Origin of the sequence: Acetobacter sp. UBA5411, assembly GCF_002409645.1 — a bacterium.
GTDB lineage: Bacteria > Pseudomonadota > Alphaproteobacteria > Acetobacterales > Acetobacteraceae > Acetobacter.
In genome coordinates this window covers 25,795-41,351 of sequence record NZ_DHNR01000041.1, presented here as the reverse complement: position 1 = coordinate 41,351, position 15,557 = coordinate 25,795, and the positions used below count along the sequence as shown (strand labels likewise).

The 15,557-nt window shown below is 59.0% G+C and carries 16 protein-coding genes; 3 read left to right on the top strand and 13 right to left on the bottom strand.

Annotation, left to right across the window (positions count from 1 at the left end; translation table 11 throughout):
- Positions 1-68 precede the first annotated feature (68 nt).
- Together purH and B3759_RS14890 are read left to right on the top strand one after the other, a co-directional pair.
- Complete coding sequence (gene purH / locus B3759_RS14895; protein WP_291367132.1) at positions 69-1,649, top strand: bifunctional phosphoribosylaminoimidazolecarboxamide formyltransferase/IMP cyclohydrolase; 1,581 nt, start codon at positions 69-71, stop codon at positions 1,647-1,649.
- Between the two features lie 125 nt (positions 1,650-1,774).
- Positions 1,775-2,503: a hypothetical protein gene (locus B3759_RS14890; RefSeq protein WP_291367129.1), complete on the top strand. Its 729-nt coding sequence runs from the start codon at positions 1,775-1,777 to the stop codon at positions 2,501-2,503.
- 160 nt (positions 2,504-2,663) lie between these two features.
- Here the strand turns inward: B3759_RS14890 and trmB are convergent, their stop codons facing one another.
- The 4 genes from trmB to cls all read right to left on the bottom strand — a co-directional run bounded on the left by trmB (position 2,664) and on the right by cls (position 7,073).
- Entirely contained in the window at positions 2,664-3,419 is a 756-nt protein-coding gene (trmB, locus tag B3759_RS14885) for a tRNA (guanine(46)-N(7))-methyltransferase TrmB (RefSeq protein ID WP_291367127.1), read from the bottom strand.
- 10 nt (positions 3,420-3,429) lie between these two features.
- The gene (gene metK / locus B3759_RS14880; RefSeq protein ID WP_291367125.1) at positions 3,430-4,617 is read right to left on the bottom strand and encodes a methionine adenosyltransferase; all 1,188 of its coding nucleotides are present in this window, start codon (positions 4,615-4,617) and stop codon (positions 3,430-3,432) included.
- 146 nt (positions 4,618-4,763) lie between these two features.
- Positions 4,764-5,570, bottom strand: coding sequence for a 4-hydroxy-tetrahydrodipicolinate reductase (dapB, locus tag B3759_RS14875; RefSeq protein ID WP_291367123.1), 807 nt, complete (start codon positions 5,568-5,570; stop codon positions 4,764-4,766).
- 141 nt (positions 5,571-5,711) lie between these two features.
- Positions 5,712-7,073 (bottom strand): cardiolipin synthase, encoded by a 1,362-nt coding sequence (gene cls / locus B3759_RS14870; RefSeq protein WP_291367121.1) that lies wholly within the window; start codon positions 7,071-7,073, stop codon positions 5,712-5,714.
- Between the two features lie 130 nt (positions 7,074-7,203).
- On the opposite strand from cls, the gene B3759_RS14865 reads away from it, so the two are divergent.
- A complete protein-coding gene (locus B3759_RS14865; RefSeq protein ID WP_291367119.1) occupies positions 7,204-7,593 on the top strand; it encodes a YraN family protein in 390 nt (129 codons plus the stop codon).
- 112 nt (positions 7,594-7,705) lie between these two features.
- Here B3759_RS14865 and B3759_RS14860 read toward each other — a convergent pair whose 3' ends face one another.
- From B3759_RS14860 to purB, 9 genes are all read right to left on the bottom strand, one after another.
- A complete protein-coding gene (locus tag B3759_RS14860) occupies positions 7,706-8,032 on the bottom strand; it encodes a hypothetical protein (protein WP_291367117.1) in 327 nt (108 codons plus the stop codon).
- Positions 8,033-8,236: 204 nt separating this feature from the next.
- The gene (gene grxD, locus B3759_RS14855) at positions 8,237-8,572 is read right to left on the bottom strand and encodes a Grx4 family monothiol glutaredoxin (RefSeq protein ID WP_291367115.1); all 336 of its coding nucleotides are present in this window, start codon (positions 8,570-8,572) and stop codon (positions 8,237-8,239) included.
- Between the two features lie 77 nt (positions 8,573-8,649).
- The gene (locus B3759_RS14850) at positions 8,650-8,880 is read right to left on the bottom strand and encodes a BolA/IbaG family iron-sulfur metabolism protein (RefSeq protein WP_010666460.1); all 231 of its coding nucleotides are present in this window, start codon (positions 8,878-8,880) and stop codon (positions 8,650-8,652) included.
- Positions 8,881-8,925: 45 nt separating this feature from the next.
- Complete coding sequence (purL, locus tag B3759_RS14845) at positions 8,926-11,136, bottom strand: phosphoribosylformylglycinamidine synthase subunit PurL (RefSeq protein WP_291367113.1); 2,211 nt, start codon at positions 11,134-11,136, stop codon at positions 8,926-8,928.
- Positions 11,133-11,834: a phosphoribosylformylglycinamidine synthase subunit PurQ gene (gene purQ, locus B3759_RS14840; RefSeq protein ID WP_291367111.1), complete on the bottom strand. Its 702-nt coding sequence runs from the start codon at positions 11,832-11,834 to the stop codon at positions 11,133-11,135. The genes purL and purQ overlap by 4 nt, the downstream gene beginning before the upstream one ends.
- The gene (locus B3759_RS14835) at positions 11,831-12,235 is read right to left on the bottom strand and encodes a Rap1a/Tai family immunity protein (RefSeq protein ID WP_099348254.1); all 405 of its coding nucleotides are present in this window, start codon (positions 12,233-12,235) and stop codon (positions 11,831-11,833) included. The genes purQ and B3759_RS14835 overlap by 4 nt, the downstream gene beginning before the upstream one ends.
- A complete protein-coding gene (purS, locus tag B3759_RS14830) occupies positions 12,232-12,474 on the bottom strand; it encodes a phosphoribosylformylglycinamidine synthase subunit PurS (RefSeq protein WP_010666464.1) in 243 nt (80 codons plus the stop codon). Before purS ends, B3759_RS14835 begins: the two co-directional genes overlap by 4 nt.
- Positions 12,475-12,529: 55 nt before the next feature.
- Positions 12,530-13,294 carry a phosphoribosylaminoimidazolesuccinocarboxamide synthase gene (gene purC / locus B3759_RS14825; RefSeq protein ID WP_291367108.1) on the bottom strand — a complete coding sequence of 255 codons (765 nt, stop codon included), beginning with the start codon at positions 13,292-13,294 and terminating at the stop codon, positions 12,530-12,532.
- 861 nt (positions 13,295-14,155) lie between these two features.
- The gene (gene purB, locus B3759_RS14815) at positions 14,156-15,505 is read right to left on the bottom strand and encodes an adenylosuccinate lyase (protein WP_291367106.1); all 1,350 of its coding nucleotides are present in this window, start codon (positions 15,503-15,505) and stop codon (positions 14,156-14,158) included.
- Positions 15,506-15,557 lie beyond the last annotated feature (52 nt).

The following is a 15,557-nucleotide window of genomic DNA, read 5'->3' as shown; positions in this document are numbered from 1 at the left end:
ACGACGCCTGACCGACGTTTTGCCAGACCGTCGTTTTGATGGACTCCTTCGCGAAAGACTCGACTTCGATGAGCCAGACCAGCCTGTTGCCTGTAAAGCGCGCCCTTCTCTCCGTCTCCGACAAGACCGGATTGATCGAACTGGGTCGCGCCCTCGTTGCTCAGGGAGCAGAAATCCTGTCCACCGGCGGTTCCGCTAAAGCCCTGCGTGATGCTGGCCTGCCCGTCGTCGAAGTCTCCGACCATACCGGTTTTCCCGAAATTCTGGATGGCCGCGTCAAGACGCTGGTTCCGCAGATTCACGGCGGCATCCTCGGTCGTCGCGATCTGCCCGCTCATGTCGCCCAGATGGAAGAACACAAGATTGCGCCGATCGATCTGGTCGCCGTCAATCTTTATCCGTTTGAGGCAACCGTCGCGTCCGGCGCATCCGCTGACGACTGCATCGAGAACATCGACATCGGTGGCCCCGCTCTGATCCGCGCAGCCGCCAAGAATCACGGCCATGTCGCTGTGCTGACCAGCCCGGACCAGTATGGCGCCATCATTGAAGCGCTTCAGGCTGGCGGCACAACGCTGGAAGCCCGCCGTGCGCTGGCTGGCGCGGCTTATGCCCGCACCTCAGCCTACGATTCCGCCATTGCTGCATGGTTCGCCAAGGAGCGCCACGACACGTTCCCAGAACGCTTCACCCTGTCGGGCATGCGTCGGGAAGTCCTGCGTTACGGCGAGAACCCGCACCAGCAGGCCGCTTTCTATACTGACGGCAGCAAGCGTCCCGGTGTGGCGACAGCGCGTCAGGTGCAGGGCAAGTCCCTGTCCTACAACAACCTCAACGACACGGACGCTGCCTTCGAAGCCGTCGCCGAATTCAAGGAACCGGCCGTCGTTATCGTCAAGCACGCCAACCCCTGTGGCGTGGCGACTGCCGCCAACCTCAGCGCGGCTTGGGACAGCGCCCTGCGTTGCGATCCGGTATCGGCCTTTGGTGGCATCGTGGCTCTGAACGGCACGCTGGACGAAGAGACGGCAAAGAAGATCTCTGCGATCTTCACGGAAGTCATTGTCGCTCCCGATGCGACCGAAGCGGCGCAGGCCGTCCTCGCCAGCAAGAAGAACCTGCGCCTGCTGCTGACCGGCGCTCTGCCCAACCCGACCGAAGGCGGAGTGATCGTCCGCTCCGTCGCGGGCGGCTTCCTCGCCCAGACGCGCGACAATGGTCGGATTGAGGAAAGCGCTCTGAAAGTCGTGACGAAGCGTGCGCCGACCGCCGAGGAAATGCGTGACCTCATCTTCGCCTTCCGCGTCGCCAAGCACGTCAAGTCCAACGCCATTGTCTACGCCAAGGATGGCGCGACTGTTGGTGTGGGTGCAGGCCAGATGAGCCGTGTGGACTCCGCGCGTATCGCCGTCAGCAAAAGTCTTGAAGCGGCGAAAGCTCTCGGCCAGTCCGAGCCGCTGACCCGCGGCAGTGTGGCGGCCTCGGACGCCTTCTTCCCGTTCGCCGATGGGCTGGAGACCATTGTGGCTGCCGGCGCTACCGCCGTGATCCAGCCGGGTGGCTCCATCCGTGATGACGAAGTCATTGCCGCCGCCGACAAAGCCGGAATTGCCATGGTGCTGACCGGTATGCGTCATTTCAGGCACTGATCCGCATACGAAAAGGCTTGTCCGGATACGTCACTCGTGGCGATATCCGGACTGCTTTATTTTTCGCGCTTTTCCGGCCTGTTCGCTCTCTGCCAGCAAACGGCCAGTGAACGATTGGACCAGTCATGCGTCACCTGTTACGCCTTGCAGTCATTGCCGTCGGTTCCGCCGCAGCGCTTAGTGCCTCTCCCGTTCTGGCGGCCTCATCATCAGCCGGAAGCGGCCCCGCCTCGGTCTACGATCTGTCCGTGCTCCCTTCGTTCAGCGGGACTGTGACGCAGTATATCCCTTCAGCAGGAGGCGGCGTGACCGGTCTGCTGCTCTCTGATGGTACGCAGGTTCTCGTTTCACAGGATCTGTCGTGGGATATCCCCAAGATCGTCAAGCCAGGCGAAAAGATTACCGGCACCGGCCTGAAGGGAAAAGCTCTTCCCATTATTCAGGCCTTTTCTCTCTCTGGACCGCGAGGCAGCCGTTCCGAGGATGTTGGCATCGCCATGCCGCAGCATTCTCCTGAAATGGTCGCCGGGCCCGACATCGTAGTGCATGGTGAGATTACTCACCCACTCTACAACATTCAGGGCGTACTGATTGGTGCCATTCTGAAGGATCATACGGTGATCCGCATCCCGACCCGTGACGCGGCAAAGATCGCAGCGTGGCTGAAGCCGGGAGCCATGCTCTATGCAGCGGGACCGGGCGCTACGGGTGTTTATGGAACGGCCATCAACGCGCATCAGATTGGACCGGACGCCCAGCAGCTGCTTTCCGTGACAGCGGACGATCTGCCGCCTCCGGGCCCGCCGCCGGGTTCAGCAGGCTACGATGTGATCAAGTCGGCGGAAACGCACTGACAGGTCTCGCACGATGCGGGTGACGACATTCAGCGTCACTCAGCGATCCAAACCGTGCTGCTATTCACTAATAGTGGGGGCGCTTAATGCGCCCCTATCCCGAGAAATACATCCTAGAGATATCGGGTAAGAGAGACATTGCCCCCTGCCCTTCGAGGCATTACTTCCGCACGAACGTCCAGTACATCGGCTGACGTCCGGCTTTAATAGCCTTCGCCTCATAGCGCGTCGGAGGCCAGCCTTCCGGGCGCTCAAGCGCTGGAAGAGCCGTCTCGAAGAAATTCTGATTGCCCATAACCTCTTCGACCCATGCCTGATAGGTCGGATCATCACTGGCCACACGCCAGATTGCACCGGGCTTCAGCGCCCGCGCCACAAACGGCAGATTGCCGGGGTGGACGAAGCGACGTTTGGCATGGCGCTTTTTCGGCCACGGATCCGGGAACATCAGAAACATCCGGTCCAGCGAGGCTTCCGGCAGATTCTGGAGCATCAGACGCGCATCATCGTCCCACAGACGCAGAAGCGGCGGCACGGGAGACGTCGCTTCCTCACGCGATGGGAACAACGGTGCGAGAAGGGAGCAGAGCCCGTTCTCAAACACTTCCGAGGCGATGTAGCCAACAGAAGGATGCATCTCGATCTGGGAGAGAACATGCTCTCCGCCACCGAAACCGACTTCCAGCCAGACCTGCTCAGGCCGGGTATCAAACGCCGCTTTCGGATCGGAGGCTTTATCTTCCGGAAACCGTATCCGGGGCAGCGCCTCATCAATCAGGCGCTGCTGACGGTCGCGCAGCGGATGACCCCGCTGGCGACCGTAAAGACGCTGAGCCGGTGGCTTCAGAGTGGAAGCGGTCTTCTCCTCACTCTCATGCGGAGTAACCGCGCCACCCTCTTCACCCACCACACTCATCGTCCTGCTTTCAGCGGTTGAAAGCGTTACGCAGCGCGTCGACGAGATCCGTGCGCTCCCACGGGAACGTGTCACGGGCTTCGTCAGGCGTACGACCGAAGTGACCGTAAGCGGACGTCTCGGTGTAGATCGGACGGTTCAGACGCAGGTGCTGACGAATACCACGCGGGGAGAGGTTCATGACCTCGCGCAGAACCTTCACCAGCTTGGCCTCGTCGATGTCCTTGCCTGTGCCGTCGAAGTCGACATAGACAGAAAGCGGATGCGACACGCCGATGGCGTAGGACAGCTGAAGCGTGCAGCGGTCAGCAAGCCCGGCAGCGACAACGTTCTTCGCCAGATAGCGGGCGGCGTAGGCTGCGGAACGGTCGACCTTTGTAGGATCCTTGCCGGAGAACGCGCCACCACCGTGAGGAGCCGCACCGCCGTATGTGTCGACGATGATCTTGCGGCCTGTCAGACCGGCGTCGCCGTCCGGACCACCGATCACGAAGATGCCGGTCGGATTGACGTAGAATTCCTTGTCGGCTGGCATCCAGCCTTCCGGCAGCACGTCCTTGACGATGTTGTGCAACTCATTGCGGATGACGTTCTGATCCACGCCTTCGTCATGCTGCGTCGAGATCACGACAGATGTCGCTTCGACCGGCTTGCCGTTGAGATAACGCAGGGTCACCTGACTTTTGGCGTCCGGCTGCAGGCCCTTCGCACGCGGATCGCCAGCGCGACGCAGGTCACGCATCGTCTTGAGGATCTTGTGGGAGTAGTACAGCGGCGCTGGCATCAGCGTCTCGGTCTCGTTGGTCGCGAAGCCGAACATGATGCCCTGATCGCCTGCACCCTCGTCCTTCTCGCCTGCGCTATCAACGCCGACAGCGATGTCAGCGGACTGCGCGTGCAGGTAGTTGCTGATTTCAGCGTTCTTCCAGGAGAAGCCTGCCTGATCGTAACCGATGTCACGGATCGCTTCACGGGCGGCTTCGATCAGACCTTCCGACGTGATGGAAGACGGACCGCGGACTTCACCGGCAAGAATGACGCGGTTGGTTGTCACCAGCGTTTCGCAGGCGACGCGCGCTTCCGGGTCTGCTGTCAGATAAGCATCCAGAACCGTATCGCTGATCCGGTCCGCCACTTTGTCGGGATGGCCTTCGGACACCGATTCCGAGGTAAACAGGAACTCGCCTTGCTTGAGCATGATTGTGCCGACTGCCTCGCTATAGGGTGAAAGTTTCGCGTTTTGCGAAGATCTCGATATGAGAGTTTGTCGTTTGGCGGATGAAGGCGGCGGGGTCAAGTTGCAAGACCGGTCACCCGCCATTCATGAAATCCGCCCCAGCGACTTCAGGAGAGACCGAGAACGTCTTCCATATTGTAAAGACCCGCTATTTTGCCGCTGACCCACTCGGCGGCCTGCACTGCGCCATCTGCAAAAACCCGGCGGTCGAAGGCGCGATGACCAAGGCTGATCTGTTCGGTGGTGGATGTGAACAGAAGCTCGTGCTCTCCCACGATCTGTCCTCCGCGCAATGCAGCAAATCCGATTTCACCCGTCTTGCGGGCGCCACAGTGCCCTTCCCGTACCGGTGCACGCACGTCGGAAAGCTTCACGCCCCGTCCCTGCGCCACAGCTTCACCAATGGCCAAAGCTGTCCCGGATGGTGCATCCACCTTCTGCCGATGATGCATCTCGACAATTTCCGCATCAAAACGCTCAGCCGACAGAGCCATGCCCATTTCACGCGCCAGCCGGAGCACCAGCGTGACGCCAGCAGAGAAGTTTGCAGCCTGCACAACGCCGATTATCTGCGCGGCCTCATCCACTGCCCGCTGATCCTTCTCCGACAGTCCGGTCGTGCCAAGCACCCAAGGCACACCGGCGTCTTTCAGAGCCGCAGCATGATCAATCACGGACGACACATGCGTGAAATCGATGACAACATCAGACATTTCTGCAAGCTGACGCATATCCGCACAGAGCGTGATCGAACCGTCCCGGGTCAGTTCAGCCATGCTGAGCGATGCGGCACCCGGATCACGGCATGTGCCTCCGGCAACGACACAACCTGCGTCGAGCGCACTTTTCACCAGCCCCTGCCCCATCCGTCCTGAAAGTCCTGCAATTCCGACGCGCAAGGGAGAGGAAGTCATCACCACACCATACTTCTAAGTTATTATCTGTCGTGACCGGACAATATTGTCTGCAAGATCACGGCCAGCTTTGTTTCCGGGGTTTTTCCTACGCCGTTTGCCCTCCTAACTCAATCATCCCGCCTTTAACTGCCAGCAGGACTAGAGATAGGGCGAAAACAGCCGCATCGCCGCATCCCGCAGTTTGACCGGCAGAATGCGCTCATCAAGATCATGGTGCGTCAGCCGTCCGCGCCGGTGACTACATATGAAATCGTCGATCTTCTCCGCAAAACCAGCCTGATAGCTCTCTACATTGATCTCGAAATTGAGTCGCAGACTTCTGGTGTCGAAATTGGAGCTTCCGACAAAAGCCCATTCCCGATCGACCACCATCAGTTTGGCGTGGTTGAAAGGCGGTCCGCTGAGCCAGACACGACATCCGGCGTCCAGCATCGGATGGATATCGGCCCGGCATGCCCAGTCCATGATCCGATGATTGCTCTGCCGGGGAACGATGATCTCGACCTGCACCCCTCGCAACGCAGCCAGAGCCAGTTCGGACTGGAGGCGGGTGCCGGGAAGAAAATAGGGCGTCATCAGCCGCACACTGTGACGCGCCAGAGTAATAGCCTGCAAAGCCGTATACTCGATCTTTTCAAGATCCGTATCCGGACCGGCCGTCACTACCCGCAGCAATTCGGTCCCTTCTTCCGTGAGCGGCGGAAACCATGTCCTTCCGGCCAATTCCTCGCCACAGGTAAACGACCAGTCCCAGGCAAAAGCCTCGGCCAGTTGTCTGACCACTGGCCCCCGCACACGGAAATGCATGTCATTGACACGTTTTGCGATATCGGTCGCGCCACAATTCTCATCACCGATGTTCAGGCCACCGAGAAAGCCTGTTGTCCCGTCAGTCACCAGAATTTTGCGATGATTACGGAGGTTGATGAACGGCATGCGCCACGGAAGAACGGAATGGAGAAACCGCTCGCAGGGCACACCGGCCTCCTGCAACGCCTTCGCCGCAGGACATAAGAAATACCCCGCGCCGATACCGTCGAGCAGGACGCGCACTGCCACACCGCGTCGATGAGCCTCGATCAGAGCTGATACAAATATTTTTCCAATCCGGTCGTACCTGAAAATATAGGACGACAGCATGATGCTGGACTCAGCCTGACGAATCGCCTCCAGCATGACCGGGTAGGCATTGTCGCCATCGATCAGGATCTCAAGCTGATTGCCCCCGAGCAACGGACGGCCAGTGATCCGTCCAACCATCCGTGAGAGCAGTCTGAATGATCCTGTGTCTCCCCTACTCCACCGGACTGCCGGATCGATCCCGCTTTCCTGTGGATTGCGGGCCTGCACAAGTTTACGCGCCAGACGGTGAACACGGTTGATGCCGAAGAAGAGATAAAGACAAACCCCGAAAAACGGCACAACCAGCACCGTTCCAATCCATCCGATCGCTGCAGACGTATCCCGTTTTGTCAGGAGGATATGCCCGGCGGCTATCATGGCCACCGCACAGTGACTGATCAGCAGACCATCTAGCGTGAGGGTTGTAGCGTTTGGTAGAATTCTCTCTTCCTTTCATCTCTGTTTAAGGAAATTCTTACCTTACCGGGAGACAATCGGGAGAATGCAAATGCACCAACATTCCCTCATATCCCGGCAGCCGGAACGTGGCCGCACTGCTTGGCGGAATGGCGTGCAGGCTGAAACCATCGCCGAGCAGGCGCTTCTCTCGCATGGATGGCAGATTCTTCTGCGCCGCGCCCGTACGCCTGCTGGTGAAATCGATCTTGTTGGCCTCAAAAACGGACAACTGAGCTTTATCGAAGTCAAGAAGCGGACAACATATGCCCGCGCGGCAGAATCAATCAGTGAACGGCAACGCCATCGGATCATGAAGGCGGCCGAATGTCTCCTCGCTACCCATCCTGAATGGATTTATGACGCGGTCGTATTCGATGTCATTCTTGTAGATGAAACTGGTGTTCCCAGAAGAATCCGGAATACCTTCTGGCAAAGCTGACGTATCAGGAAGACAAAGGCACCCAGCCAAGAGACTGAAAGACTAATTCTGATAAACAAAAAGCCATCCGACACCGTCAGATGGCTTTCAACTTCATAGCGCAGAGAAAACGTCAGGTACGATTGCGCACATGGGCAGAATGAGACGCTTTCTTCGCGACATGGAATGACACAAGGTGAATCATGGGATGAGTGGACTGCGCACGAGAGGCCAGAACAGTGTGCCCTCGCGAAGCAGTGGCAACTGAATGACGTGCCACAGCGTGGTGCACAACCGGGTGGTAGACCGGCACAGCCGTCAAGGACTCAAGAGTCAGCTTGCTGGCTTCGTAATCGGAAATGACACGCTCGGCGTGAGCCGATTTGACATGAGTGACAGCAACAACCGCAGAAACACCTGCCGTGATAATCGTCAGCTTCCGCAGTATCGTCCTGATCATTTCCATCCCCGGATTTCGTTTCTCCACACGAGTATACGTCATTGCGTGACGCTCACAACCCGCTGATTGTGCCTAAAGGGACTAAATTACTATTTCATTTCTATCGTTCGTCAGATGTGGGAACGATATATACTGGCCTGAAAGAACAAACCAAAAACAGAAACCTGCAATATCGTGGCAAACCGATATTGCAGGCCGGAAACCTTACGCAGCAGCGCAGGCGATTCCCTTTTCCTTGAGCAGCGTCTGCAGCTCGCCGGACTGAGCCATTTCCATGATAATGTCGCAGCCGCCAATGAACTCGCCCTTGACGTAAAGCTGCGGAATGGTGGGCCAGTCAGAGAAGATCTTGATGCCTTCGCGCATTTCAGGATCAGCCAGAACGTTCTCAGCCTTGAACGGCACGCCGAGGTGGTTCAGCACCTGAACGACACGGGCGGAGAACCCGCACTGCGGGAAATCCGGTGTGCCCTTCATGAACAGCATGACGGGGTTTTCTTCAACAAGCGCCTGAATGCGCTGACCAATAGGTGTGGACATCTCTGCTTACTCCAGTTCCCGGACAGACCCGCATCAACTGGGGAATCTACCCGGTTTTATTCAGAAAATCGGGGACATCAGGGAGCTGACGTCTTGAGCGCAAGCGCGTGCAGCGTTCCGCCCATGTGCCCTTCGAGCGCATTATAGACCAGCTTGTGCTGTTTCACCCGAGGCAATCCACGAAAGGCTTCACTGACGACAGTGCAGGCGTAATGATCGCCGTCGCCCGCCAGATCGTCGATGCTCACTTTTGCGTCAGGAAACGCCTTGAGGATGTAGGCCTCGATGTCTGCCGCACTCATGGCCATGACCATTCTCCTTTGATAACCGGTAAATCCGGTCCGAAACGTCGCTCAGCGATCCATCAGGGCGGGGAAGAACGCGGCGTGCGCCACATTCAGACGGGCTGCGGACACTCGTGCCCCACTTGGAAGAACCAGACAGTCTCCACCAATGGCTGCCGCCACGCGGGCTGGAACACCAGCTTTTTCCGCCGCTGCAAGGAACGTCTTGCCGTCACCTTCGACCGCAACCAGATAGCGACCCTGATCTTCACCGAACCAGAACGCTTCCGGACGCATGCCCGACTGCGGCGGCTCAAGCTCGCAACCGTTACCGGTCGCCATAACCATCTCGGCGGCTGCGATCAGAATGCCACCGTCGGAGACGTCATGGCAGGCTTTCACCACACCGGACGTGATCTGCTCACGCACAAAGTCGCCATTGCGACGCTCTGCAGCCAGATCCACATCCGGCGCATCACCCGTTTCGCGTCCAAGGATTTCCCGCAGCCAGAGCGACTGGCCGAGGTGGCCTTTCGTCTCGCCCACGAGGATCAGCGTGCCGTTCTCAGGCATACCGAGCCCGACATTCTTTGTGACATCGTCCAGCACGCCGAGACCACCGAGGGCCGGGGTCGGCAGAATGGCTGACGTCGTGCCGTCCGGATTGCGGGTCTCGTTATAGAGCGAGACGTTACCGCTCACGATCGGGAAATCGAGCGCACGGCAGGCTTCACCGATGCCTTCGATGGCACCAACGAACTGCGCCATGATCTCCGGCTTCTCTGGGTTGCCGAAGTTCAGGTTATCCGTCACGGCGAGCGGACGTGCGCCTGTCGCCGTGATGTTACGCCATGCCTCGGCAACCGCCTGCGCCCCACCCTTCTTCGGGTTGGCGCGGCAGTAGCGCGGCGTGCAGTCCGTGGTCAGCGCCAGACCGATGGAGGTATCCTCGACCTTGACGATGGCCGCATCTGCGCCACCCGGACGACGAACTGTCTGCCCCCCGACTGTGCTGTCATACTGGTTCCAAATCCATGCGCGCGAGGCGACATCCGGGCAACCGACCAGACGGATAAGCGTCTGCTCCAGACCGAGCGGATCATGAATGTCACCAACCGGCTCCGGCGCAGGCAACGGTGCGGTCGGACGATCGTAAATCGGGGCCTGCTCTGCCAGCGGGTCCAACGGAATGTCGGCTTCGACCTGCCCTTTATGACGCACAACGATGTTGCCGGTGTCGGTCAGATGACCAATGACCGCGAAATCCAGCTCCCACTTCTCGAAGATCGCACGGGCGACTTCGGTGCGTTCCGGCTTGATGACGATGAGCATGCGCTCCTGACTCTCGGAGAGCATCATCTCATAGGCCGTCATGTTCGGCTCACGCTGTGGCACGGCGTCGAGGTCGAGGTCGATGCCGACACCGCCCTTGCCCGCCATTTCGACAGACGAGGACGTCAGACCGGCAGCGCCCATGTCCTGAATAGCGACAATCGCATCGGTCGCCATCAGTTCAAGGCATGCCTCGATCAGCAGCTTCTCAACGAACGGGTCGCCGACCTGCACGGTCGGGCGCTTGGCCAGCGCGTTCTCATCGAACTCGGCGGACGACATGGTCGCACCGTGGATGCCGTCGCGGCCCGTCTTGGATCCGACATAAACCACCGGATTGCCGATACCCGCCGCAGCCGACAAGAATATCTTGTCCTGACGGGCGACGCCCACCGTCATGGCGTTGACCAACGGATTGCCGTCATAAGCCGGGTGGAAGTTCACTTCCCCGCCGACCGTCGGCACACCAACACAGTTGCCGTAGCCACCGATACCGCGCACGACACCGTCCACGATCTGACGTGTGCGGGGTGTTTCCGGCGAACCGAAACGCAGGGCGTTCAGGTTGGCGACCGGACGTGCGCCCATGGTGAATACGTCACGCAGGATGCCGCCAACACCCGTCGCTGCGCCCTGATAAGGCTCGATGAAGGAGGGGTGGTTGTGGCTCTCCATCTTGAAGATGGCGGCCAGTCCCTGCCCGATATCGACCACACCAGCATTCTCGCCCGGACCGTGGATGACCCACGGGGCCGTGGTCGGGAGGGTCCGCAGCCACTTGCGGGATGATTTGTAGGAACAGTGCTCGGACCACATGACCGAGAACACACCGAGTTCAGTCAGGCTCGGCGTGCGCCCCATGATGGCGAGGACGCGATCATATTCCTCGGCGGACAGGCCGAATTCGCGGGCCAGATCGGCGTTGACCGCTTTCTGCTTGCTGCTCATCGGACCAGCGCCTCCACCAGACTTTCGAACAGGGGCTTGCCGTCTTCACCGCCCATAAGCGGATCAACGAGGTCTTCCGGATGCGGCATCATGCCACAGATGCGGGAGTTGGCGCTCAAGATACCGGCGATGGCGTCGAGGCTACCATTCGGGTTGCTGTCGCGGTCAGCCGCGTCCATCTTGCCGTTTGGCGCGGCGTAACGGAACGCCACGCGGTTTTCGCCCTGAAGCGTCTTCAGCGTCTCGGCGTCCGCGACATAGTTACCGTCACCATGGGCGAGCGGCGTACGGAATACATCGCCCTTCTTCCAGCGGCGCGTGAACGGTGTCTCGGAATTCTCGACACGAAGATGGCAGTCCTGCGACAGGAAGCGCAGGCCAGCATTCCGCAGCAGCGCGCCCGGCAGCAGGCCGGTTTCCGTCAGGATCTGGAAGCCGTTGCAGACGCCGAGGATGTGGCCACCCTTTTCAGCGAATGCACGGATTTCCCGCATGATCGGAGAATGCGCGGCCATCGCACCACAGCGAAGGTAATCGCCATAACTGAAGCCGCCGGGCAGCACGACGAGATCAAGCTCGGGAAGCTCGGTGTCCCGGTGCCAGAGGATTTTCGGAGCGTGACCGGTAACCGCCTTCAGGGCGATCGCCATGTCGCGCTCCCGGTTGGTCCCCGGAAAAACGACGATACCGGCTTTCATTTCTTCTGTTCCGCAGGCTTGGAGGAAGCAGCGCAAGGATAGGAATCATGCAGGGCCATGAACACGCCCTCACCCACCGGTTTCTGCAGCACGTCCTTGTGCGCCTTCAGCCAGGTGATGACATTGTTGCGCATGGCGGCGCTTGTTTCCGTGGCGGGGATGCAGAACCCGGCAGGGGCGTTCGGATCGCCTTCATTGCGATCATTGATCTTTGACAGCGTTCCGGCGTCAGCCAGTCCGGAAATATAGGCGTCACATACGGACGCACCGGCAGGACGGGTGCAGATACGGCCGAAATTACCAGCCGTCATCGGCGAGACGCGCTGCGCCATGGCTGCATCGGCAGCAAACAGGCCGGACGCAAGGAGAAGAGCGGTTGAAAAAACGGAAAAGCGGCTCATTTCACCACCTCCACAGCAAAGTCTTCGATCACTTCATTGGCGAGAAGCTGCTTCGCCATCTCTGTGGCGCGCGCCTCAACCTTTGCTGCATCCGAGCCTTCAACATCCAGCTCGATCACCTTGCCGACCCGGACTTCCTTCACTTCTGGAAATTCCAGCACATGAAGGGCGTGGCCAATGGCCTTCCCCTGCGGGTCAAGCACACCCTCTTTCAGAGAAACAGTCACGCGAACCTTCATACCGCCCTCCGGCCTTCTGGCCTTAACTCTTTCAAACACACCCTTAACGGCGTGCTTACTGCATTGTTTCAGAACCTTTGAGATCGCCGTTTCCGGCCTCGGGCAGAATGCCGAGACGACGGGCGACCTCCTGATAGGCTTCCTCGACCTGACCCATATCCCGACGGAAACGGTCCTTGTCGAGTTTCTCGTTTGTCTTGGCGTCCCACAGGCGGCAGTTATCCGGAGAAATCTCATCCGCAAGGATGATGCGCATCTCCTCGCCTTCCCAGAGACGACCGAACTCCAGCTTGAAATCGACCAGTGAAATCCCGACGCCGGCGAACAGCCCCATCAGGAAATCATTCACACGCAGCGACATGGCGACCATATCGTCCAGATCGTGCGGGCTGGCCCAGCCGAACGCCGTGATGTGCTCCTCGGCCACCATTGGGTCACCGAGAGCATCGTTCTTGTAGTAATATTCGACGATCGAACGCGGCAGACGCGTACCTTCCGGGATACCCAGACGCTTGGCGATGCTGCCAGCTGCGATGTTCCGGATCACGATCTCCAGTGGAATGATTTCCACCTCACGGATCAACTGCTCCCGCATGTTGATCCGGCGGATGAAATGTGTCGGGATGCCAATTTCCTGCAACCGCAGCATGATGTACTCGCTGATGCGGTTGTTCAGGACACCCTTGCCGGTGATGATGCCATGTTTCGCGCCATTCCCTGCCGTGGCGTCGTCCTTGAAATACTGTACGAGGGTTCCGGGTTCCGGCCCTTCAAACAGGATCTTGGCTTTACCTTCATACAGCTGGCGGCGGCGGGCCATGGTCGTTCTTGCTCACTCTCGGCTTGCGGGAAGACTGAAACAGACCCACCCGCAGTTTTCCGGCCCAACACAGGCCTCCTGCGGCTGCCTCTTAGCAGCCTTCGAAGCGAGATGATACTGCCGGGTTGGAGAAACGCACCCGGACGATACCGCACTGGAAGAGCTCTCCAGAATTAAACATGCATATTAGATACATATTATTTTAGCCGAAAAAGCAGTGAAAAACGCGCAAAACAGGCTCAAAAAGCTAAAAAACCCGTCGATCGACCAAAGAGATGGACTTTATGACCTTACACGGCACGCCAGCCGCGATGACGTTAGGCGGGATATCCTTCGTCAAAACGCTTCCTGATCCGACAATGGTGTTATTGCCGACCGTGACGTCCGGATTGATGTAACCAGCATCGCGTTCTTCAGGATCAACGGATAATTAGCTGTGTAGAGACCGACCCAAGGGTCAAACAGCCCGCTGCCTCCAATCGACACTATCGCAGAATCAAGAATAGGCAGTCGAAATGGGCGTAGAATTTTTCACCAACGGAAACGTTGAAGCCAAACGCGCCCTGGAAGCGCAGTTTGAAATGAACTCAGCGCCTTGCATGATGCAGAAGCGTTCGCTAGAATTACTCATGCCGTTCCTGCGAACGACCAAAACTGTCTTTGTAACGATCTAAATACGTGAATGTCCCGCGCCCGAGCTTTAACCAGTTCGGGCGTCAGATCGTTATCGCACGCACCTACCAGCATGCGCCGACGCAGTGCGATCAGATCCATCTGCGACCGTCCACATACTATATAAAGACTGAACCACCTTTCCGGAAAGCAAAACAGCTTCCTCAGGAAAGGCAGTTTCAGGACCAATCAGGCCTGCGGACCGGCCTCGCCGAAGATCAGCTTGTAGCGATCATCAACAGCTATCAGATGGGAACGGCTGTCCATGGCGGCATCCAGCACTTCCGGCGCAATCCGACCGGCAATTTCAGGATCAGCGTCCAGATTCTCGCGGAAGGTCTTGAAGCCCGGCTTGCCGAGTTTGGTCCATGTCTCCATCGCGCAACGCTGGACGATGCGGTACGCGTCCTCACGCAGCACGCCCGCACGGGCCAGAGCCAGCAGCACTTCGCCGGAATGCACAACGCCGCCGAGGCTTTCGATGTTCGCGGCCATCTGATCTGGATAGACCAGCAGCTTGTCCATCATGCCCGCCAGACGGGCCAGCGCGAAGTCGAGACCGATGGTCGCATCCGGGCAGATGTTCCGCTCAACCGAGGAGTGGCTGATGTCACGCTCATGCCACAACGCCACATTCTCAAGCGCGGGGATGACAGCAGCACGGACCAGACGCGCCAGACCTGTCAGGTTCTCGGACAGGACCGGATTCCGCTTGTGCGGCATCGCGGAGGAGCCCTTCTGACCCTTGTGGAAGAACTCTTCCGCCTCACGCACTTCCGAACGCTGGAGATGACGCACTTCCGTCGCCAGACGCTCGATGCCACTGGCGATGACAGCCAACGCACAGAAATAGGCGGCGTGACGATCGCGCGGAATGACCTGCGTGGAGACCGGCTCCGGCTTCAGGCCCAGCTTGTCGGCGACATAGGCTTCCACACGCGGGTCGAGATGCGCGAACGTGCCGACAGCGCCCGAGATGGCGCAGGTGGCGATCTCGGCGCGGGCCGTTTCCAGACGCTTCTTGTTACGGTCGAACTCAGCGTAATGGCCAGCCATCTTGAGACCGAAGGAGGTCGGCTCGGCGTGGATGCCGTGACTGCGGCCGATGGTCAGCGTGTATTTGTGCTCGAAAGCCTGCTTCTTCAGCGCAGCGAGAACCGTATCGAGATCGGCCAGCAGAAGGTCCGTCGCCTGCGTAAGCTGGACCGAGAGACAGGTGTCGAGCACGTCGGACGACGTCATGCCGAGATGCACGAAGCGGCTATCCGGCCCGATCTTTTCCGCAAGCCATGTCAGGAAGGCGATCACATCGTGACGGGTCTCGGCCTCGATCGCGTCGATACGGTCAAGATCAGCCTGCGAGAAAGCGGCCATCGCAGCGTCGCCCTTCTCGCGGATGGTGCAGGCGGATTCTTTGGGGATCTCGCCCAGTTCGGCCATCGCCTCACACGCCAGAGCCTCGATTTCGAACCAGATCCGATAACGATTTTCGGGGGCCCAGATAGCCAGCATTGCGGGTCGTGTGTAGCGAGGCACCATGGGCGCGTTTCCTCTTTCTGCTCAAAATCAGGCTGCTACGAGCCTCATCACC